Genomic DNA, 18,770 nt, shown 5'->3' on the forward strand with positions numbered 1-18,770 from the left:
AGTCCGTGCCCATGGCCCGCCGACTGCGCCCCGTCGGACTCGGCTTCGTCGAGACCGCGCCCGTGCGACTCACCTTCACGCACGACACCGCGGCCGCACCCGACGCCGTCTTCCGCGCGCTGGCCGAGGACGTACCGGGCTGGGCCCAGTGGTTCGCGGCGATCACGCTGGCCCGGCCCCTCGACGGCGGCACCCGGCGCGAGGTGCGGCTCAGGGGCGGCACACGGTTCGAGGAGACGGTGCTCGCGGCGAAGGAGGCGGAGCTGTACGCCTACCGCGTCGACGTGGCCAACGTGCCCGGCCTGCGGGCCCTCGCCGAGGAGTGGCGCCTCGCGCCGGCCGGCACCGGCACGCGGGTGAGGTGGACCTTCGCCGCCGACGGGGCGGCGCCGTCGCGGCTCGTCCTGAAGGCGGCTCGTGCGGGCCTGGGCCGGTCCTTCCGGGACGCGGTGACCTCGCTGGACCGGCGCCTGGCCTCCCGGTAGCCCGACGGTACGCCCTCAATCGGGCCAGACGCCCGTTGCCAGCAGCGACTGGATCGCCGTCGCGTACGGTCCGATGTCCATGCCCTGTGCGGCGAGCCAGGCGTCGGAGTAGTACTTGTCCAGGTACCGGTCGCCCGGGTCGCACAGCAGCGTCACCACGCTCCCCCGCTCCCCCCGGGCCACCATCTCGGCGACGATCTTCAGCGCGCTCCACAGGCCGGTACCCGTCGAGCCGCCCGCCTTGCGCCCGATGGCCCGCTCCAGCGCCCGTACGGCGGCGACGCTCGCCGCGTCGGGCACCTTCATCATCCGGTCGATGGCGCCGGGCACGAAGCTGGGCTCCATGCGGGGCCGGCCGATGCCCTCGATACGGGAGCCGCAGTCGCAGGTGACGTCCGGATCGCCGGAGGTCCAGCCCTCGTAGAAACAGGAGTTCTCGGGGTCGGCGACACAGATGCGGGTGTCGCGCTGGGTGTAGTGGACGTAGCGCGCCAGGGTCGCCGAGGTGCCGCCGGTGCCGGCCGTCGCCACGATCCACGCCGGCTCGGGGAACCGCTCGAGTTCCAGCTGGCGGAAGATGGACTCGGCGATGTTGTTGTTGCCGCGCCAGTCCGTGGCCCGTTCCGCGTAGGTGAACTGGTCCATGTAGTGGCCGCCGCTCTCCGCCGCCAGACGCGCCGACTCCTCGTACATCCTGCGTGAGTCGTCCACGAAGTGGCACCGCCCGCCGTGGAACTCGATCAGGCGGATCTTCTCGGCACTCGTCGTGCGCGGCATCACGGCGATGAAGGGCACGCCGATCAGCCCCGCGAAGTACGCCTCGGAGACGGCGGTCGAGCCGCTGGACGCCTCGATCACCGGACGGCCCGGCCGGATCCAGCCGTTGCAGAGGCCGTATAGGAAGAGCGAGCGGGCGAGGCGGTGCTTGAGGCTGCCGGTCGGGTGCGTCGACTCGTCCTTGAGGTACAGGTCGATCCCCCACTTCTCGGGCAGCGGGAAGCGCAGGAGGTGGGTGTCGGCCGAGCGGTTGGCGTCGGCCTGCACCTTGCGGACCGCCTCTTTCAGCCAGTCGCGGTAGGCCGCGTCGCTGCGGTCGGCGTCGAGGGTCTCGCCGGACCGGGTCTGCTGGGGGGTGCTCACGACGGAGTGCTCCTTACGCTGGGCGCCGACGGGGTCCCGCACGGCCGGCGCACCGATCATAAGCACCTTTCACACGCTTCTCACCTGCATAAACGCAGCTTTGGGCGCCCCAAAGGAGCGCCTGGGGGCCCGGTACGGCGGGTGAGGGGGGCGCATTCGCGCGAGTGCTCCGTGCGCTCCGCCCGAGGGTGTCGTGCGTACTGGTGCTCGACGCCGGGTGCGGGCAGACTGCACCGCGGGCGCGGGCAGACCGCACCGAACGGGGGCACACAGGACCTCGACACGAGCTGGATCATGACCCGCGCGGGAACACGGTCCAGCGCACCGATCGCGCACAAGGGGGCGGCGGCATGGCGGAGCCGGAGTTCACGGCCACGGGGGTGCGGATCGACAAACGGCTGCGTTCGCTCACCCGGGCCGGGCAGGTCCGGATCAGCGACGGCAGGCTCGCGTTGCTCACCAGCTACGGCACCGAGATCGACAGTGCGCCGGTGCAGGCCGTGCGCGCCTCCAAACCCTGGTTCGCGGCGGAGGGCCGGGCGCTCGCCGACCTCAACGGCAAACGCTATCTGCTGACCCTGGGCGACCACGACCCGGCACCCGGCGAGCCCGGGCCGCCCGCGGCTCGCCGGTTCATCGAGGCCGTGCGGAAGGCGGCCGGGGGCAGGGCCTGACGGCCGCCCGGCAGCACGGCGGCGGCGCGCACCCTCCGATCGGCTCGGCCGACGGCGAGTTGCGCCACCTCGCCCCCTGCGTCACGCTGGTCTCACGTCACTCTGGGTTTACCGGCGATAACGCTGCGAACCAGCCGCCGGGCACGACAGCAGGCAGCCGTTGCACTCGGGCCCTGCTGGATCCGTCTTCCGTGTTCTTCCGGACCTCTTCAGTCGGGGAGTCGCAGCCGTGATCAGTCACCCAAGCAGGCACTGCACGGTAGAGCTCCAAGCCCTGCCGTCGCGGATCGGCCAGGTCCGCAGAATCGTCTCTGCGCAGTTGCGCTACTGGCATATGGACTCGCTCATCGACCGGGCCGCGCTCGGTGTGACGGAGCTGCTGACCAACGTGCACCTGCACGCCCAGCCCGACAAGCTGTGCACCGTGGAGATAGAGCTGCTGCTGGACCGGCTCATGGTCTCGGTGCGCGACCACGACCCGCGGCTGCCCGAGGTCCGCGACGTGGAGACGTCCGCGACCACCGGGCGCGGGCTCGCCATGGTGGCCGCGGTGAGCGAGAGCTGGGGCGTGCGCCCGGACGGCGACTCGGGCAAGGTCGTCTGGTTCACGCTGCCGACCGCCCCGGCGCCGGTGACGCCGCCCGCCCGTCCCTGCCGTACGGCCGAGAAACCCGCCCGCCGGTTCACGGAGGTCGAGCACGCGGTCGACGGCCACAGGTCCGCACACGCTCCCGCCCGGTCCGCCGTTGCCGGCTGACCGGGCGGTGACCGTAGGGGAGGGCCGTACGCCCGCGGACGCACCGGCCGGCACCGGGAGGACGGTCGCGCTCAGCGCCCGGCGCCTTCGCGCGTCCGCCCTCCGGGCCCCGGCGCGCTCCTGGTCCCCCCGGCCGCCGGGCCCTCCACGGCTCCCCCGGCCGGCGCGCCGGCCCCCGTACTCGGCGCGAAGGGCCCCTGCCGTCGGCTCGGTCGGCCGCGGAAGCCTCCGCCCGGTGGCCGCAGCTCACTCCGTGGCGATGGCGCGCAGCACGTCCAGCCGCGCCGCCCGCCGGGCCGGGCGCAGGCCCGCCAGGGCGCCCGCCCCGAGACCCACCAGGGCCACGATCAGCAGCTGTACGGGCGGGAGCGCGAAGGCGAACGCACTGTCGCTCGCGCCGTCCGAGGCCTTGACCAGCACCCAGCCGAGGAAGGCGCCGAGGCCGAGGCCGCCGACCGTGCCGAAGGCGGCGACGAGCACCGACTCCCAGCGGACCATGGCCCTGAGCTGCGAACGGGTCTGGCCGACCGCCCGGAGCAGGCCCAGTTCGCGGGTACGCTCGTGGATCGCCAGCGTCAGGGTGTTGGCGATGCCCAGCAGGGCGATGAGGACCGCGAGGGCGAGCAGGGCGTAGACGAGGGTCAGCATCATGTCGATGCCGCCGGCCGAGGACTGCGCGTACTCCTCGCGGGTCTGCACCTGCGGGTCGCCGTAATGGACGGTGACCTTCCGCACGGCCGCCTTGCCCGCGTCCGTGCCCACGCCGTCCTCGAGGGAGACGGCGACCAGGGTGTCGGAGTCCTGGGTGCGGTGCGGGGCCCAGGCGGCGCGGGTGATGACGTAGTCACCGGCGAGTTCGGACCGGCCGTAGACCGCGCGGACGGTGAAGGTCTCCTTCTCGCCGTCGGTGAAGGTGAGGTGCGCCTTCCCGCCGGTGGCGAGGTGCTGCCTGCGGGCCTCCGCCCTGGTGACGGCGATTCCGTCGGTGCCGAGGTCGCGGAGGGAGCCGTCGACCCTGCCCAGGTCGAAGGTGCGCTCCAGGGCCACGGGATCGGTGACCGTCAGCGCCCGTCCCGCGCCGTCCACTTCGGCGACCCCCCGGCCGAGCCCCACGGCCGTGTCGACCTGGGGAAGCCGCTGGATCGCGCCGGCCAGGCGAGGACTCAGGCCGCTGCCGCCCGCGCCGAACGACGGGGTGCTGACGGCGATGTCGCCGGCGAAGGACCGGGACACGGTCTGGTCCATGGTCGCCTTCAGCGAGGCGCCGAAGACGGTGAACAGCGAGACGACGGCCACGCCGATCATCAGGGCGCTCGCGGTGGCGGCGGTCCGCCTCGGGCTGCGCAGGGCGTTGCGCCGGGCCAGGCCGCCGGAGACGCCGCGGAGCCTGTCGAGCGGGCCGCCGAGGACGCGCACGGCCCGGTTCGAGGCGACCGGGCCCAGGACCACGAAGGACGCCAGCGCCAGCACGGCACCGAGGCCCGCCAGCCACAGGGACGACGACACCAGGACCCCGCCGAGCGTGGCGGAGACGGCCAGGGCGGCGAGGCCCAGGCCGGGGACGGCACGCGCGCGGGACGCACCGGAGGCGTCGACGGCCGTCTCGCGCAGGGCGGCCAGCGGGGCCGTACGGCCGGCGCGGGCGGCGGGCAGCAGCGCGGAGCCGAGGCAGACGACGACGCCGACCACGAGCGGCACCACCAGGGACAGCGCGCCGATCACCAGGTCGCCGTCGGGGAAGGGGAACCCGATCGCCGGGAACAGCGCCTGCAGGCCCGCGGCGATACCGATACCCCCGGCGAGACCGGCCGCGGAGGCGGTCACGGCGACGACGGTGGCCTCGATCAGAGTGGTGGCGGTGATCTGCCGCCGGGAGGCGCCCAGGGCCCGCAACAGGGCGTTGTCACGGGTGCGCTGGGCCACGACGATCGCGAAGGTGTTGTGGATGGAGAACGTCGCGACCAGCAGGGCGATGCCGGAGAACACCAGCAGGAAGGTGGTGAAGACGGTGAGGAACTGACTGGAGATCATGTCGGTGTTCTCCCGCGCCGACTCCTGACCGGTGACGGCCTCGACCCCCTTGGGCAGCACCGGGGTCAGCCGGCCGACGAGTTCCCTCTCGCTCACGCCGGGTCCGGCGCGGACCTTGATGCTCGCCGCCTCGCCGGGCCTGGCCGTGAGGTACTTCTCGGCGTCGGCGCGGGTCATGCCGGTGAAGGTCACCTGTGCCATGCCGTCCTCGCCGCCGAAGGTCGCCAGGCCGACGACGGTCACCCTGACCGGGTCGGGGGTGCGCAGCGTGGTCGTGTCACCGATCTTCAGACCGCCCTTCTTCGCGGCGCCGCGGTTGACGACGACCTCCCCGGACCTGCGCGGGGCACGGCCCTCGGCGAGCCGGTACGGGTTGAGCCCGGCGTCGGTGATCCAGTTGCCGGCGAGGGTGGGCGGGCCCTGGCCGCCGATGGGCTTGCCGTCGCTGCCGACGAGCTGGCCGGCGCCCTCGATGTCCGGCGCGGCGGCCGCCACGCCCGGCACGCCCTCGACCGTGCCCACCAGGGCGGTGGGAACGGGCCGGCGCACGCCCTGGCTGTCGCCGGGCGTGGTGATCACGTCGGCGCCGCGCACCACGGCGTCCGTGCCGGCGGCCGCGCTGCCGAACATCGAGTCGAAGCCGGCCCGCAGCGTGTCACCCATGACGAGGGTGCCGCCGAGGAAGGCCACGCCGAGGAACACGGCGAGGAAGGTTCCGGCGAAGCGCCGCTTGTGGGCGCGCAGGGAGGACACGCTCAGGCGTACGGCGGCGTTCACGAGGGCACCTCGAGGGCTTTCATGCGGTCCAGGACCTTCTCCGCGGTCGGCGCCCGCATACGGTCCACCAGGCGCCCGTCGGCGAGGAAGACGACCTCGTCGGCGTGGGCCGCCGCCACCGGGTCGTGCGTGACCATGACGACCGTGCGGGAGGTCTGGCGCACCGCCCGGCCGAGCAGGCCCAGGACCTCCCCGCCGGAGCGGGAGTCGAGGTTGCCGGTCGGCTCGTCGGCGAAGACGACGTCCGGCCGCCCGGCGAACGCCCTGGCCACGGCGACCCGTTGCTGCTGGCCGCCGGAGAGTTCGGTGGGCCGGTGGTGCAGGCGGTCGCGCAGGCCGACGACGTCGATCAGCGCCTCGATCCACTCCGGGTCGCCCTCCCCGCCCGCCAGGTCCAGCGGCAGCGTGATGTTCTCGGCGACCGTGAGCGTCGGCACCAGGTTGAACGCCTGGAAGACGAAACCGACGCGGTCGCGGCGCAGCAGGGTGAGGCGGCGGTCGTCGAGGCCGCGCAGGTCGGTGTCGCCGATGTGGGCGGCGCCCGAGGTGAGCGTGTCGAGTCCGGCCGCGCAGTGCATCAGGGTGGACTTGCCGGAGCCCGAGGGCCCCATGATCGCGGTGAAGCGGCCGGCCGGGAAGTCGACGCTCACCCCGTCCAGGGCCCTCACCTCGGTGTCGCCGCTGCCGTAGACCTTCACGGCGTCGACGACCCGGGCGGCCGTGCGGAGGGCGGTCGCGGTCGTCACGCCGCACCGCCCTTCGTACGGCCGAACTGCTCGTCCAGCACGGACAGCCGGCGCCAGTACTCGTCCTCGTCGATCTCGCCGGAGGCGAAGCGGCGGCCGAGCACGGCGATGGGCGAGTCGCCGGTGGGACGGCCGTCCCCCATGGCACGCCACGGACCGCCGCGGCCGCGCCACGCGCCGCGGCGCAGCAGGGTGACGGCGCCGACCACCACGGCCGCCCAGATCAGCGGGAAGAAGAGGATCCAGGGGCCGGGCCCGCCGTCCCAGTGTGCGAGTGTCTGCATCTCGAGTCATCTCCCTGAGAGCGTTTCGGTGTTGTCTCGAGACTCCCGCCGGACCGGGGTCCGGGTCGTCGTACGGCCAGCGGCACCGCGCGTACCTCCCCGGGAGTACGCGCCGGTGTCCGCACTGCTCCCGACCGCCTCGACTTCTGTAACTACCAGTATGTACAGTGGGCTCATGGGCACCTCGGAAAGCACGTCGGAGCGGTTGATCGAATCCACCCGCGAACTGCTGTGGGAGCGCGGGTACGTGGGCACCAGCCCCAAGGCGATCCTGGAGCGCTCGGGTGCCGGGCAGGGCAGCATGTACCACCACTTCAAGGGCAAGCCCGATCTCGCGCTGGCCGCGATCCGGCGGACGGCCGAGGAGCTGCGGGTCGCCGCGGAGGGAGTGCTGCGCGGGCCGGGGACGCCGTACGAGCGGATCGAGGCGTATCTGCGGCGTGAGCGCGACGTGCTGCGCGGCTGCCCGGTCGGGCGGCTGACGATGGACCCCGACGTCATCGCCAGCGACGAACTGCGGGCGCCGGTCGACGAGACGCTCGACGCCATCCGCGAGCTGATCGCCGGAATCGTCGAGGAGGGCAAGGAACAGGGTCAGTTCGCGCCCTCGCTGGACGGCGAGGAGATCGCCGCGACCGTTCTCGCGACCGTCCAGGGCGGTTACGTCCTCGCCCGCGCCTCCGGCTCCCCCGCCGCCTTCGACGCCGGCGTCCGGGGGCTGTCGTCCCTTCTCGCCCCGCGATAGGAGCACACACGCGCAGGCCGCGAGGCGCCGTCCCGGCCTGCGGCAGGCGCGCGCGGAGCGCTGCTTCTCCGGCCGGGTACGGCCCGCCGGGACCACCACACCCGCGGCCCGTCGCGGCCGCGGGCTCCGGCCGGTGCGCCGGACACGCCCGCCCCGAGGAGGCACCTGTGCACGCCATGCAGTACGAATTGACTCTGCCCGCCGACTACGACATGGGCATCGTCCGAGGCCGCGTCGCCCGGGTCGGGCACCTGCTGGACGACTGGGACGGCCTCGGCCTCAAGGCGTACCTGATGCGCGAGCGCGGGGTGAACGGCTCGCCGGTCAACCAGTACGCGCCCTTCTACCTCTGGAACACCGTGGAGGGCATGAACGCCTTCCTGTGGGGCGGTGCCTTCCAGGGGCTCGCCGACGACTTCGGGCGGCCGTCGGTCCGGCAGTGGAGCAGCCTCGCCCACGAGGAGGGCGGCGCCGCGGGGTCGCCGGCGCGGACGGCCGTACGGCGGCGCCGGCCCGTTCCGGAGGGCGTGCGGTTGGCCGAGGTGATGGCGGACGCGGTCGGCGAGGTCCGGCGGCTGGCCGGCGAGGACGGGGCCGTGCTGTCGGCCGCCGCCGTGGACACCGGCCGCTGGGAGCTGGTCCACTTCTCGCTCTGGGGGCACGGCACGCCCAAGGCCGACGGCGACGTGTTCGAGGTCCTGCACATGTCGGCGCCGGGGCGCGACCGGCTGCCGCGCGGGAGGCAGTGGTGAGCGGCGCCCGCACGGTCCCGGCGCGACGTGCGGCCCGGGGACCTGGCCGGGTGCGACGCACACGATCGCCTCGTCACCGGCGGCCCGCACCTGCCCGGCCGGCCTCGCGATGACGCCGCCGCGCGTGCCGTGCGGTGCCGTGCCGTGCCGTGCCGTGCCGGAAAGCGTTCCGTGCGGCGGGTGGCGGTGGTGGCGCGCGGTGGACGGCGTACGCGACGGGGCGGCGGGCCGGTGCGCACGTGGTCCGAGCGACGGGACCGCGTCGAGCGGCCCGGCGGGGCCGCCCCCGCACGGACTCGGCCGCTGTCGTCGTGCGGCGGTCAGCCGAGCTCGGCGTAGGCGACCGCGATCCGTGCGCCGAGCCGGGCGTTGTTCTTGACCAGGGCGATGTTGGTCCGCAGGCTCTCGCCCCCGGTGAGTTCGACGATCCGGCCGAGGAGGTAGGGCGTGGTGTCCTTGCCGGTGATCCCGGCCCGGTCCATCTCGGCCAGGGCCCGGGCGATGACGCCGTCCATGCGCTCGGCCGGGACCTCCTCGTCCTCGGGCACGGGGTTGGCGATGCTGAGGCCGCCGGGGATGCCGAGGTCCCAGCGGGCGTGCATCACCGCGGCGATCTCGGCGGCCGAGTCCACGCGCAGGGGCGAGGTGAAGCCGCTGCGGCGCGAGTAGAACGCCGGGAACTCCTCGGTGCCGTAGGTGAGGACCGGCACGCCCAGGGTCTCCAGGGTCTCCAGGGTCAGACCGATGTCGAGGATGCTCTTGACGCCCGCGCTGATCACCGCGACGCCGGTCGTGGCCAGTTCGGTCAGGTCGGCGCTGATGTCGAACGTCGTCGGCGCGCCGCGGTGCACCCCGCCGATGCCGCCGGTGACGAAGGTGCGGATGCCCGCGAGGGCGGCCAGCCGCATGGTCGCGGCCACGGTCGTCGCGCCGTGGGCACCACGCGCGACGACGTAGGCGAGGTCGCGGACGCTGGCCTTGGTGACGTCCGGCGCGGTCGCGAGGAGTTCCAGGTCCGCGGGGGTCAGCCCGATGCGGGGCCGGCCGTCCAGCACGGCGATGGTCGCGGGGACGGCACCGCCCTCGCGGATGATCTGCTCGACCTCGACGGCCATCTCCACGTTCTGCGGGTACGGCATGCCGTGGCTGATGATCGTCGACTCCAGCGCCACGACGGGACGCCCGTCGCGCAGCGCCTCGCGGACCTCGTCGGTCAGCACCAGGCGCGGGTGCGGGGCGGGGGCGGGGGTGGTCATGTCGGGCTCCGGATCCGGTGGTTCGGGCAAGCGGGCGGGTCAGGCGTTCGTCGCGGCCGCGCCGCGGTTCAGCACGTCCTCGATCAGGCGCGGCGTCAGGTCGGGCCTGACGGTCGCCGCGCTCGCGACCGTCAGAGCCGCGGCGGCGTGGCCGTAGCGCGCGGCGTCCACCGGGTCGCCGCCGGCCAGCAGCGCGTGGACGAAGGCGGCGAGCATCGCGTCTCCGGCGCCGGTGACATCGGCGACCTCCGCGTCCGGGGCGGTCAGGAACCGCGCGTCCGCACCCGGGGAGCTCAGCACACTGCCCCGGGCGCCGAGCCGGACCCACACATGGCGCACCCCCCGGGCGTGCAGCGCGTCGGCCGCCGCCAGGACGCCGGCCTCGCCGTCGCCGAGGGCATCACCGGCGAGGGCCCGCAGCTCGTCGAGATTGGGGGTCAGGGCGAAGACCGGGCGCCGTGGGGTGAGCAGCGGGGCGAGGAGGGCCGCCTTGGGGGCGCTGACCGGGTCGATGACCACCGGTACGCCGGCGGGGTGCGCGACGTCCATCGCGTGCGCCAGCACGGCGGCCGGCAGGTTGCCGTCCAGGACCAGCGTGTCGGCGTGGGCGATGAGTTCGCGGGCCGGGTGCAGGTCCGCCGGCGCCAGCGCCTCGGTGGCGGCCATGTCCGCGACCGCCACGACCAGGTCTCCGTCGGCGTCGAGGACGGCGGTGTACGTCCCTGTCGGGTGCGCGCTGCGGTGCACGTGGTCCAGGCGGACCCCGGCCGCGGCGGTCTCGGCGAGCAGCCGCTCGCCCGCGGCGTCCCGGCCGACGGCGGCGACGAGGTGCGTCGGGGTGCCCAGCCGTGCGAGGTTCTCGGCGATGTTGCGGCCGACGCCGCCCGCGGTGGTGCCGGCCCGGCCGGGGTTGCTCGTCCGCTGCCGTACGGGCGCCAGGCTGCGCACCTTGACGTCGGTGTTGGCCCCGCCGACGACCACGACCGCGTTCTCCTCGCGGAGGATGTAGCCGCGGCCGAGGATGGCGCCCTTCTTGCCCAGGTTGGACAGGTGCACGTTCACCGCTGCCCGGGTGCTGCCGAGCGCGTCGGCGATCGCCTGCGGGCCCGCCAGCGGGTCGCGGCGCAGCAACGCGATGATCTCGCGCTCCCGCTGGGTCAGCATCATGCCGACCAAACTAAAGGGGCTTTATCGGAGTAAGCAAGAGGTGGTCGGCGGCGTCGCGCCCGGGACGGGGCCGTCAGCCCGCGCCCCTCGCGGCGTCCAGCCGCCCCACCCGCTCCACGTTCTCCCGGTCCTCGGCGTCGTCGCCGGCCGCCGCCGCGAACCACGCGTCCAGGATCTCCTTCAGCAACGGCTCGGAGGTCAGGCGCAGGCTCAGCGCCAGCGCGTTCGCGTCGTTCCAGCGGCGGGCGCCGTCCGCCGTGTAGGCGTCCGTGCACAGGGCCGCCCGCACGCCGGGCACCTTGTTCGCCGCGATGGACGCCCCCGTACCGGTCCAGCAGCAGACGACCGCCTGGTCCGCGGCGCCCTCGGCGACCTCGCGGGCGGCCGCCTCCGAGCACGCGGCCCACCGGGGGTCGTCGCCGGGGCTCAGCGCCCCGTGGGGCACGACCTCGTGGCCGCGCCTGCGCAGCTCCGCGACGAGCAGGCGCGCCACGGGTTCGTCCATGTCGGAGGAGACGGAGATCCGCATGCCTCGCAGACTAACGCCGCTCGGCGCCCGCCCCCCAGAGCGGGACCGCCTCTCGGCCGGGGGTCAGGTGAGCGCGCCCAGCGGATCGTCCAGCACCGGCTGCCACGCCAGCTCCGCGGCGCCCACCAGGCTGTTGTGGTCGAGGGTGCAGGCCAGGATGGGGACGCCGCCGCTCTGGCCCCACAGGCTGCGGTCGGCGACGACGGCGCGCAGGCGTTCGGGGTCCGCGTCCAGAAGGGTGCGGTGGAGGCCGCCGAGGATGATGCGGTCGGGGTTGAGGATATTGACCAGGCCCGCGAGGCCGAGGCCGAGGCGGTCGATGAGCGCCTCGGTGGCGGTACGGACGGCCGGGTCGTCGTAGTGGCTGCGGATCAGGTCGATGGCCTGCTGAAGGAGGGAGACCTCGGGACCGGGGTCACGGCCTGCCGCCCTGAGCAGGGCCAGCGGGTCGGCCTCGACGTCCAGGCAGCCGCGGCTGCCGCAGTGGCAGGGCCGGCCCTCGGGGTTGACGGTGAGGTGGCCGACCTCCAGGGCCAGGCCCGAACTCCCGGTGTGCAGGCGGCCGTCCAGTACGAGCGCACCGCCCACGCCGCGGTGCCCGGTGGCCACGCACAGCAGGTCCCGGGCGCCGCGCCCGGCCCCGTGCCGGTGCTCGGCGAGGGCGGCGAGGTTGACGTCGTTGGCCGCGAAGGCGGGCCCGCCGATCCCCGCGCCACGGACGCACTCCGCGAAGAGCCGGCGGACCGGCGCGCCCACCGGCCACGCCAGGTGCAGCGGGTTGAGGGCCAGGCCGTCGGGTTCGGCGACCGCCGAGGGCACGGCGAGTCCCGCGCCCACGCAGCGCCGTCCCGTCGAGCGCAGCAGCTCAGCGCCCGCCTCCACGACCGAGCCGAGGACCTTCGCCGGGTCGGCGTCGACGGTCTCGCAGCCCGGCGCGGTGGCGACGATCCGGCCGCCGAGGCCGACGAGCGCCGCGCGGAAGCCGTCGGCGTGCACCTGGGCCGCCAGGACGACCGGCCCGTCCTCCGCGACCGCCAGCCGGTGCGAGGGCCTGCCCTGCGAGCCTGCCGCCGCGCCGGGCCGGGCGTCGACCTGGATCAGCCCGAGCGCCTCCAGTTCGGCGGCGACCGCGCCGGCGGTCGCCCGGGTCACCCCGAGTTCGGCCGTCAGTACGGCCCGGGTGGGCGCGCGCCCGGTGTGCACGAGCTCCAACGCGGGCCCGAGCGCTCCGCGCCCGCGGTCCAGCCGCGTCCTCGAGGTGGTCCCTTCCCCCGCCGTCCGGGGGTCCGCCTTGCCGCTCATGAGGGCGAGTCTCCCATGATCCGCGGGTGCGCCGGCTACCGGCCGCCGACTCGGAGCGTGACGTCCGGACGTCCCGTCAGGCCCGGCTCGGGCGGCGCGGCGCCGGGCTGGCCACGCCCTCGGCCCGCGGTGGTGGGCGGGCCACGGAGGGCCGCCGGGGACGAACAGGTCGCCGCCGAGCGGTTCCACGTCCGTGCGGCGCCGGCCGGTCGCCGGGCGTACGGGCGTACGGGCGTACGGGCGTACGGGCCTACGGGCCTACGGGCCTACGGGCCTACGGGCCTACGGGCCTACGGGCCTACGGGCCTACGGGGACATGTTCCCGCTGCCGGTCGAGGCAGACCTCCCGGGCGCTCGTCCTGCCGCCGCAGGGGCGGACCGTGCGCAGGAGGCCGACCGGTGGACCGGTCCTCCCCCGGAGGGGCTCCACCGGCAGGCCCGGCGGTCCGGCAGGTCGCGCCGGCTCCCGGCGGACGACCGGCAGGGCACGTGCACCGTGCCCGGCGCGCTCTCTGTGGGCTCGCGGGAAAGGGCTCGGCGCCCATGCCTGCCGTCCTCCCCCACCGGCCGTGAGCTGCGGCTCGGCTAGCCTTGGCACACGATGAACGACCGTATGACGACGCCGTGGGGCGAGTTCGCGCTCACCCGCTTCCCCGAGGACCCGCGCGACCGGCTGCGCGCCTGGGACGCCTCCGACGAGTACCTGCTGCGCCATCTCGCGGCGCAGGACGTCCCGCCGTCCGGCACGGTCGTCGTCCTCGGGGACCGCTGGGGCGCGCTGGTCACGGCGCTCGCGGCGCACCGGCCCACGCAGATCACCGACTCCTTCCTCACACAGCAGGCGACCCGGGCGAATCTGGCGCGGGCCGGGGCCGAGACCGGTGCCGTGCGCCTGCTCACCACGCAGGACCCGCCGCCCGAGCGCGTCGACGTCCTTCTCGTCCGGGTGCCCAAGAGCCTGGCGCTGCTGGAGGACCAGCTGCTGCGGCTGGCGCCGGCGGTGCACGAGGGCACGGTGGTCGTGGGCACGGGCATGGTGAAGGAGATCCACACCTCCACGCTCCGGCTCTTCGAGCGGATCCTGGGACCGACGCGCACCTCGCTCGCCGAGAAGAAGGCCCGGCTGATCTTCTGCACGCCTCGGCCGGCGCCCGACCGGCCCGCGAATCCGTGGCCCCGCAGCTACGCGCTTCCCGACGGCATCGGCGCGGTCTCGGGACGCACGGTCGTGGGCCACGCGGGCGTCTTCTGCGCGGACCGGCTCGACATCGGCACCCGCTTCTTCCTCCAGCACCTTCCGGCCGGGCGCACCGGCGCGCGCGTGGTGGACCTGGGCTGCGGCAACGGCGTGGTCGGTACGGCGGCGGCGCTGGCCGACCCGGCGGCGGAGGTGCTGTTCGTGGACGAGTCGTTCCAGGCGGTGGCCTCGGCGGAGGCGACGTACCGGGCCAACGGGATGCCGGGGCGCGCGGAGTTCCGGGTCGGCGACGGGCTGGCGGGGGTGCCGGCCGGGAGCGCCGACCTGGTCCTGAACAACCCGCCGTTCCACTCGCACCAGGCGACGACCGACGCGACCGCGTGGCGGATGTTCACCGGGGCGCGGCGCGTGCTGCGCCCCGGGGGCGAGCTGTGGGTGATCGGCAACCGGCACCTGGGCCACCACGTGAAGCTGCGCAAGGTCTTCGGTGACAGCGAACTGATCGCCGGCGGCCCGAAGTTCGTGGTGCTGAAGGCCGTCAAGCGCTGAGCGTCCCGCGCCGGAGCGTGCCGTCGCGACGCCGGAAGGAGCGTGCCGCCGCGACGCCTGAAGTGCCGCGGCGCGCCGGCCGCCGGCTGCGGTGGCGCCGTGGCCGGCCGCGTGCGGCCCGCTCCTGCGGCCCTCGTGGCCGTCGCGCCGCGCCCCTTACGGGCGCCGGCGGACCGCGGTTCGCCCGAGCGGCTCAGACTACGTCGGCGGGCCGGGCGAGTGTCCTGATGATCCCGGTCACCGCGCGCGCCATCGCCTCCCTTGCCGCGCCCAGGTACGCACGCGAGTCGACCACCTCGGGATCGGCGGCCAGGAACTCCCGGATCGCGCCGGTCATGGCCATGTTGAGGGCGGTGCCGACGTTCACCTTGGCGATGCCGCCCGCGACCGCCGCGGCGAGTTCGCCGTCCGGCACTCCCGAGGAGCCGTGCAGGACGAGCGGCACGTCCAGGCCGGCGGCGAGCCGTTTGAGCAGGTCGTGATCGAGGGTGGCGGTGCGGGTGGTCATGGCGTGTGCGGTGCCGATGGCGACCGCGAGGGCGTCCACTCCGGAGTCGCCGACGAAGGCGCGGGCCTCGGCGGGGTCGGTGCGGGCGCCGGGGGCGTGGGCGTCCAGCGCGGGTTGGCCGGCCTTGCCGCCGACCTGCCCCAACTCGGCCTCGATCCACAGGCCCTGGGAGTGCGCCCAGTCGGCGGCGGTCCGGGTGGCGGCGAGGTTCTGCTCGTAGGGCAGGCGGGCCGCGTCGTACATCACGGAGCTGAAGCCGGCGTCCGCGGCCTGGCGCAGCAGGTCGTCGCTGTGGACGTGGTCGAGGTGCAACGCGACGGGGACGGCGGCGCGTTCGGCGGCGGCGACGGCCGCGCGGGCGAGCGGCAGCAGCCGTCCGAGGCGGAACTTCACCGCGTTCTGGCTGACCTGGAGGACGACGGGGGCCCGCGCCGACTCGGCCCCCGCGACGACCGCCTCGACGTGCTCCAGGGTGATGATGTTGAAGGCGGCGACGGCGGAGCGCTCGGCGGCGGCCCGGGTGACGAGCTCGCCGGTGGTGACGAGGGGCACGGCTTCTCCCTTCGGAAGGGCGCGTCGGGACGCGTCAGGGCGCGAGGATCACCGAGCGGGTGAGGTGGCGGGGCCGGTCGGGGTCGAGGCCGCGGGACGCGGCGACGGCGACCGCGAGACGGTGGACACGGACCAGTTCGGCGAGCGGGTCGAGCCCGCCCGCGATCCACCGTCCGCCGGTGGCGCGCACCTGCTCGGCCAGGCCCTCGGGGGCGTCGCCGAGCATCCAGGCCGCCGTGCCCTCGGTGGTGACGCTGATCGGGCCGTGCCGGTACTCCATCGCCGGGTAGGACTCCGTCCAGGCGAGCGCGGCCTCGCGCATCTTCAGGCCCGCCTCGTTGGCCAGGCCCACCGTCCAGCCCCGGCCCAGGAAGGTGAACTGCGTGCAGTCGACGAGCCCTTCGGGCAGCGGGGTGGCGAGCGCGGTGCGGGCGTCGTCGACGGCGGCGTCGGTGTGCAGGCCGGCGTGGGCGCGGAGCAGGGTGAGGGCGGTGGTGGCGAACCGCGTCTGCACGACGGACCGTTCGTCCGCGAAGTCGAGCACGACGACGTCGTCGGCCGCCCGCATGACGGGTGTGTCCGGGTCGGCGGTGATCGCGACCGTGCGGGTGCGTCCCTTGACCTGCCCGAGCAGATCGAGGACTTCGGTGGTCGTGCCGGACCGGGTGAGGGCCACCACGCGGTCGTAGCCGCGGCCGTGGGGGAACTCGGAGGCGGCGAAGGCGTCCGTCTCGCCCTGCCCCGCGCCCTCGCGCAGCACGGCGGCCGCCTGTGCCATGAAGTACGAGGTGCCGCACCCGACGACCGCGACCCGCTCGCCCGGCTCCGGCAGCGCCCCGCGGTGCCGCTCCGCCTCCGCCGCGGCCCGTGCCCAGCACTCCGGCTGGCTGGTCAGCTCGTCCTCCACATGGGTCATGCCGGTCCCTCCCTGCATCGCTTGCGTTCCCGACCATTTGCTCTTTCCTGCAAGATACAGCGCGGTTTCGAGCATCTTCAAGCATTCCGGCAGCGAGCGTGTGCGTTAGGGTCGCCGGGAGATCGAGGATCGGAGGCGCGCATGTCGCGGGACGCCCGCTGGAAGGCGCTGCTGGAACTGCTCGTCGAGCGCGGCCGGCTGGACGTCGAGGAGGCGGCCGCCGAACTGGAGGTCTCCGCGGCGACGATCCGGCGCGACTTCGACCAGCTCGCCGAGCAGCAGATGCTCGTACGCACCCGGGGCGGCGCGGTGGTGCACGGGGTGTCGTACGAGCTGCCGCTGCGCTACAAGACGGCCCGGCACGCCTCCGAGAAGCAGCGGATCGCCGAGGCGGTGGCCGGCCTCGTCGCGCCCGGCGAGGCGGTGGGGCTGACCGGCGGCACGACCACCACCGAAGTGGCCCGCGCCCTGGCCGTGCGCGGCGATCTCGCCTCCGGCTCACCCGCGCTCACCGTCGTCACGAACGCGCTCAACATCGCCAACGAGCTCGCCGTACGGCCCCAGTTCAAGATCGTGGTGACCGGCGGGGTGGCACGCCCGCAGTCGTACGAGCTCATCGGGCCGCTCGCGGACGGCGTGCTCGGCCAGATCACCCTCGACGTGGCCGTGCTCGGCGTGGTCGCCTTCGACGCCACGCACGGAGCCGCCGCGCACGACGAGGCGGAGGCCGCGATCAACCGGCTGCTGTGCGAGCGGGCCGAGCGCGTGGTCGTCGCCGCGGACTCCAGCAAGCTGGGGCAGCGCGCGTTCGCGCGGATCTGCGGGGCGGACGCGGTGGACACCCTCGTGACCGACGCGGCGGCGGCGCCGGACGAGGTGCGCCGCTTCGAGGAGGCGGGCCTGAGGGTGACCGCGGTCTGACAGCGGCGCGGGCGCCGTCCGAAGGGGGCGCCTCCCGCCCGGGTGACCCCCGCGCTCCCGGCCGGGTCCGCGACGTGACCGACGCGGCGGGTCCGGCGATGTCCGCCGGTCCGGGAGACGTTGTCGGCCGCTCCGGGAGACGAGGTCCACCGCTCCGGGAGACGAGGCCCGCCGCTCCGGAAAAAGGGACAGGATCCGGCCATCACCACGCTCCACGGTCCGAACCAGCCCCGCCACACCATCCGGGGCGGAATGGCCGCGCTCCCCGGCGCGACTCCGCCCGGGCCGAGGGCGGGGCGTGGGCGGGCCGGCGAGGCCGCGGTGGGCGCATGAGCGATCGGTGTTCCCGGGCGCCGTGCGGCCGTCGGCACGGCGGGCCTCGTCCCGCGGGAGCACGGCGCGCACCGGTGCGCCCGGGCCCGCGTGGGCCCCTTCGGCCTCACTCGTCCGCGACCAGCTCCACCGGCACGGCGATGACGTCCACGAGCGCGTCGCCGCGCAGAGCCGTCAGGGGCAGCGGCCGCCCTATGGCGTCCTCGAGCATCAAGCGCTGCAGTGCCTGCGCGCCGGTCACCGGGGCGCCGCCGGCGGTGAGCAGCAGGTCGCCGTCCCTGAGGCCCGCGCGGTCGGCGGGCGAGGCGGGCACGACCTCGATGATCCTCAGGCCCGTGGACCGCTCGGTGCGGGCCCGCAGCGGTGGCGGCAGCGGCGCGGGGATGCCGGCGAGTCCGAGGTAGGCGCGGCGGACCCGGCCCTCGGAGAGCAGGGTCGTGATGATCTGACGGCTGGTGCCGTTCACCGGGACGGCCAGACCCAGGCCGACATCGGCGATGGCGGTGTTGATGCCGACCACCCTGCCGTCCGCCGTGGCGAGCGCCCCGCCCGAGCTGCCCGGGTGGAGGGTGGCGTCGGTCTGGACGACGTCGTCGATGACGCGCGTCGCCCGGCCCGCGCTCGCCGGCAGCGAGCGGCCCAGCGCGCTCACCACACCGGCGGTGACGCTGCCGGTCAGTCCCAGCGGGTTGCCGACCGCCACGACCAGCTGGCCCACCCGCAGCGTGTCGGCCTCGCCGAGCGTGGCAGGCGGCGGAGTGGGTCCGTCGGCGCGGACCACGGCGAGATCGGAGAGCGGGTCGGCGCCGATGACGTGGAAGGGGGTGGTCGTGCCGTCGGCGAAGGAGGCCGTACCGGCGTCGGAGTGACCGACGACATGGGCGTTCGTGAGCAGGAAACCGTCGTCGGTGAAGACCACCGCGGAGCCGGTTCCCCTGACGAATCGCCCCCCGGAGCGGCGGTGCGCGACGTTCAGCGCCGCCACCTTCGGCGTGAGTTCGGCGGCGACGGCAGTGACGATCCGCGAGTAGGCGTCGAGCGCGGCCTGCTCCCTGCCGGAGCGGTCGGGCCCGGAGAGTGTGGTGGCCACGAGTCGACCTTTCCGCTTGCCCAAGGGCGTGCATTACATGCTTACACCCTTGCGCGGA

18 protein-coding genes are annotated in these 18,770 nt (G+C 74.9%); 7 read left to right on the top strand and 11 right to left on the bottom strand.

Annotated features, from left to right (window positions below):
• Positions 1 to 11 precede the first annotated feature (11 nt).
• Complete coding sequence (locus tag ACJ9NR_RS04115) at positions 12 to 485, top strand: SRPBCC family protein (protein WP_412489719.1); 474 nt, start codon at positions 12 to 14, stop codon at positions 483 to 485.
• A gap of 15 nt (positions 486 to 500) precedes the next feature.
• On the opposite strand, the gene ACJ9NR_RS04120 is transcribed toward ACJ9NR_RS04115, so the two are convergent.
• Positions 501 to 1,625, bottom strand: coding sequence for a PLP-dependent cysteine synthase family protein (locus ACJ9NR_RS04120; protein WP_412489718.1), 1,125 nt, complete (start codon positions 1,623 to 1,625; stop codon positions 501 to 503).
• Between the two features lie 350 nt (positions 1,626 to 1,975).
• On the opposite strand from ACJ9NR_RS04120, the gene ACJ9NR_RS04125 reads away from it, so the two are divergent.
• Both ACJ9NR_RS04125 and ACJ9NR_RS04130 read left to right on the top strand, forming a co-directional pair.
• Complete coding sequence (locus tag ACJ9NR_RS04125) at positions 1,976 to 2,299, top strand: hypothetical protein (RefSeq protein WP_412489717.1); 324 nt, start codon at positions 1,976 to 1,978, stop codon at positions 2,297 to 2,299.
• Between the two features lie 229 nt (positions 2,300 to 2,528).
• Positions 2,529 to 3,056, top strand: coding sequence for an ATP-binding protein (locus ACJ9NR_RS04130; protein ID WP_412489716.1), 528 nt, complete (start codon positions 2,529 to 2,531; stop codon positions 3,054 to 3,056).
• A 246-nt stretch (positions 3,057 to 3,302) separates the two neighbouring features.
• On the opposite strand, the gene ACJ9NR_RS04135 is transcribed toward ACJ9NR_RS04130, so the two are convergent.
• The 3 genes from ACJ9NR_RS04135 to ACJ9NR_RS04145 are packed head-to-tail and all read right to left on the bottom strand — an operon-like array spanning position 3,303 to position 6,894.
• On the bottom strand, positions 3,303 to 5,864 hold the full coding sequence (locus ACJ9NR_RS04135) for an ABC transporter permease (RefSeq protein WP_412489715.1): 2,562 nt from the start codon (positions 5,862 to 5,864) through the stop codon (positions 3,303 to 3,305).
• Complete coding sequence (locus tag ACJ9NR_RS04140; protein WP_412489714.1) at positions 5,861 to 6,610, bottom strand: ABC transporter ATP-binding protein; 750 nt, start codon at positions 6,608 to 6,610, stop codon at positions 5,861 to 5,863. Before ACJ9NR_RS04140 ends, ACJ9NR_RS04135 begins: the two co-directional genes overlap by 4 nt.
• Positions 6,607 to 6,894 (bottom strand): SHOCT domain-containing protein, encoded by a 288-nt coding sequence (locus ACJ9NR_RS04145; protein ID WP_412489713.1) that lies wholly within the window; start codon positions 6,892 to 6,894, stop codon positions 6,607 to 6,609. Before ACJ9NR_RS04145 ends, ACJ9NR_RS04140 begins: the two co-directional genes overlap by 4 nt.
• A gap of 175 nt (positions 6,895 to 7,069) precedes the next feature.
• Here ACJ9NR_RS04145 and ACJ9NR_RS04150 point away from each other — a divergent pair, with 175 nt between their 5' ends.
• Together ACJ9NR_RS04150 and ACJ9NR_RS04155 are read left to right on the top strand one after the other, a co-directional pair.
• A complete protein-coding gene (locus ACJ9NR_RS04150; protein ID WP_412489712.1) occupies positions 7,070 to 7,639 on the top strand; it encodes a TetR/AcrR family transcriptional regulator in 570 nt (189 codons plus the stop codon).
• 167 nt (positions 7,640 to 7,806) lie between these two features.
• Positions 7,807 to 8,391, top strand: coding sequence for a DUF4865 family protein (locus ACJ9NR_RS04155; protein WP_412489711.1), 585 nt, complete (start codon positions 7,807 to 7,809; stop codon positions 8,389 to 8,391).
• A 320-nt stretch (positions 8,392 to 8,711) separates the two neighbouring features.
• On the opposite strand, the gene ACJ9NR_RS04160 is transcribed toward ACJ9NR_RS04155, so the two are convergent.
• From ACJ9NR_RS04160 to ACJ9NR_RS04175, 4 genes are all read right to left on the bottom strand, one after another.
• Entirely contained in the window at positions 8,712 to 9,647 is a 936-nt protein-coding gene (locus ACJ9NR_RS04160) for a pseudouridine-5'-phosphate glycosidase (protein ID WP_412489710.1), read from the bottom strand.
• Between the two features lie 39 nt (positions 9,648 to 9,686).
• Positions 9,687 to 10,814: a PfkB family carbohydrate kinase gene (locus ACJ9NR_RS04165; RefSeq protein WP_412489709.1), complete on the bottom strand. Its 1,128-nt coding sequence runs from the start codon at positions 10,812 to 10,814 to the stop codon at positions 9,687 to 9,689.
• Between the two features lie 73 nt (positions 10,815 to 10,887).
• The gene (locus tag ACJ9NR_RS04170) at positions 10,888 to 11,343 is read right to left on the bottom strand and encodes an RpiB/LacA/LacB family sugar-phosphate isomerase (protein ID WP_412489708.1); all 456 of its coding nucleotides are present in this window, start codon (positions 11,341 to 11,343) and stop codon (positions 10,888 to 10,890) included.
• 63 nt (positions 11,344 to 11,406) lie between these two features.
• Positions 11,407 to 12,645 carry an ROK family protein gene (locus tag ACJ9NR_RS04175; protein ID WP_412489707.1) on the bottom strand — a complete coding sequence of 413 codons (1,239 nt, stop codon included), beginning with the start codon at positions 12,643 to 12,645 and terminating at the stop codon, positions 11,407 to 11,409.
• 613 nt (positions 12,646 to 13,258) lie between these two features.
• On the opposite strand from ACJ9NR_RS04175, the gene ACJ9NR_RS04180 reads away from it, so the two are divergent.
• The gene (locus tag ACJ9NR_RS04180; protein ID WP_412490516.1) at positions 13,259 to 14,392 is read left to right on the top strand and encodes a methyltransferase; all 1,134 of its coding nucleotides are present in this window, start codon (positions 13,259 to 13,261) and stop codon (positions 14,390 to 14,392) included.
• 193 nt (positions 14,393 to 14,585) lie between these two features.
• On the opposite strand, the gene ACJ9NR_RS04185 is transcribed toward ACJ9NR_RS04180, so the two are convergent.
• Together ACJ9NR_RS04185 and ACJ9NR_RS04190 are read right to left on the bottom strand one after the other, a co-directional pair.
• Positions 14,586 to 15,452, bottom strand: coding sequence for a class II fructose-bisphosphate aldolase (locus tag ACJ9NR_RS04185; RefSeq protein WP_412489706.1), 867 nt, complete (start codon positions 15,450 to 15,452; stop codon positions 14,586 to 14,588).
• Positions 15,453 to 15,486: 34 nt separating this feature from the next.
• Complete coding sequence (locus ACJ9NR_RS04190; protein ID WP_412489705.1) at positions 15,487 to 16,368, bottom strand: SIS domain-containing protein; 882 nt, start codon at positions 16,366 to 16,368, stop codon at positions 15,487 to 15,489.
• A gap of 141 nt (positions 16,369 to 16,509) precedes the next feature.
• Between ACJ9NR_RS04190 and ACJ9NR_RS04195 the strand changes: the two genes are divergently transcribed.
• Positions 16,510 to 17,289 (top strand): DeoR/GlpR family DNA-binding transcription regulator, encoded by a 780-nt coding sequence (locus tag ACJ9NR_RS04195; protein WP_412489704.1) that lies wholly within the window; start codon positions 16,510 to 16,512, stop codon positions 17,287 to 17,289.
• A gap of 439 nt (positions 17,290 to 17,728) precedes the next feature.
• Here the strand turns inward: ACJ9NR_RS04195 and ACJ9NR_RS04200 are convergent, their stop codons facing one another.
• Positions 17,729 to 18,712 carry a S1C family serine protease gene (locus ACJ9NR_RS04200; RefSeq protein WP_412489703.1) on the bottom strand — a complete coding sequence of 328 codons (984 nt, stop codon included), beginning with the start codon at positions 18,710 to 18,712 and terminating at the stop codon, positions 17,729 to 17,731.
• Between the last annotated feature and the right edge of the window lie 58 nt (positions 18,713 to 18,770).

This window comes from Streptomyces sediminimaris (assembly GCF_047049295.1).
GTDB classification, from domain to species: domain Bacteria; phylum Actinomycetota; class Actinomycetes; order Streptomycetales; family Streptomycetaceae; genus Streptomyces; species Streptomyces sediminimaris.

Coding starts and splice junctions, on each gene's coding strand:
- ACJ9NR_RS04195 (WP_412489704.1), top strand. CDS start 16,510: ATGTCGCGGGACGCCCGCTGGAAGGCGCTGCTGGAACTGCTCGTCGAG.
- ACJ9NR_RS04160 (WP_412489710.1), bottom strand. CDS start 9,647: ATGACCACCCCCGCCCCCGCCCCGCACCCGCGCCTGGTGCTGACCGAC.
- ACJ9NR_RS04165 (WP_412489709.1), bottom strand. CDS start 10,814: ATGATGCTGACCCAGCGGGAGCGCGAGATCATCGCGTTGCTGCGCCGC.
- ACJ9NR_RS04150 (WP_412489712.1), top strand. CDS start 7,070: ATGGGCACCTCGGAAAGCACGTCGGAGCGGTTGATCGAATCCACCCGC.
- ACJ9NR_RS04175 (WP_412489707.1), bottom strand. CDS start 12,645: ATGAGCGGCAAGGCGGACCCCCGGACGGCGGGGGAAGGGACCACCTCG.
- ACJ9NR_RS04190 (WP_412489705.1), bottom strand. CDS start 16,368: ATGACCCATGTGGAGGACGAGCTGACCAGCCAGCCGGAGTGCTGGGCA.
- ACJ9NR_RS04125 (WP_412489717.1), top strand. CDS start 1,976: ATGGCGGAGCCGGAGTTCACGGCCACGGGGGTGCGGATCGACAAACGG.
- ACJ9NR_RS04170 (WP_412489708.1), bottom strand. CDS start 11,343: ATGCGGATCTCCGTCTCCTCCGACATGGACGAACCCGTGGCGCGCCTG.
- ACJ9NR_RS04180 (WP_412490516.1), top strand. CDS start 13,259: ATGACGACGCCGTGGGGCGAGTTCGCGCTCACCCGCTTCCCCGAGGAC.
- ACJ9NR_RS04115 (WP_412489719.1), top strand. CDS start 12: ATGGCCCGCCGACTGCGCCCCGTCGGACTCGGCTTCGTCGAGACCGCG.
- ACJ9NR_RS04145 (WP_412489713.1), bottom strand. CDS start 6,894: ATGCAGACACTCGCACACTGGGACGGCGGGCCCGGCCCCTGGATCCTC.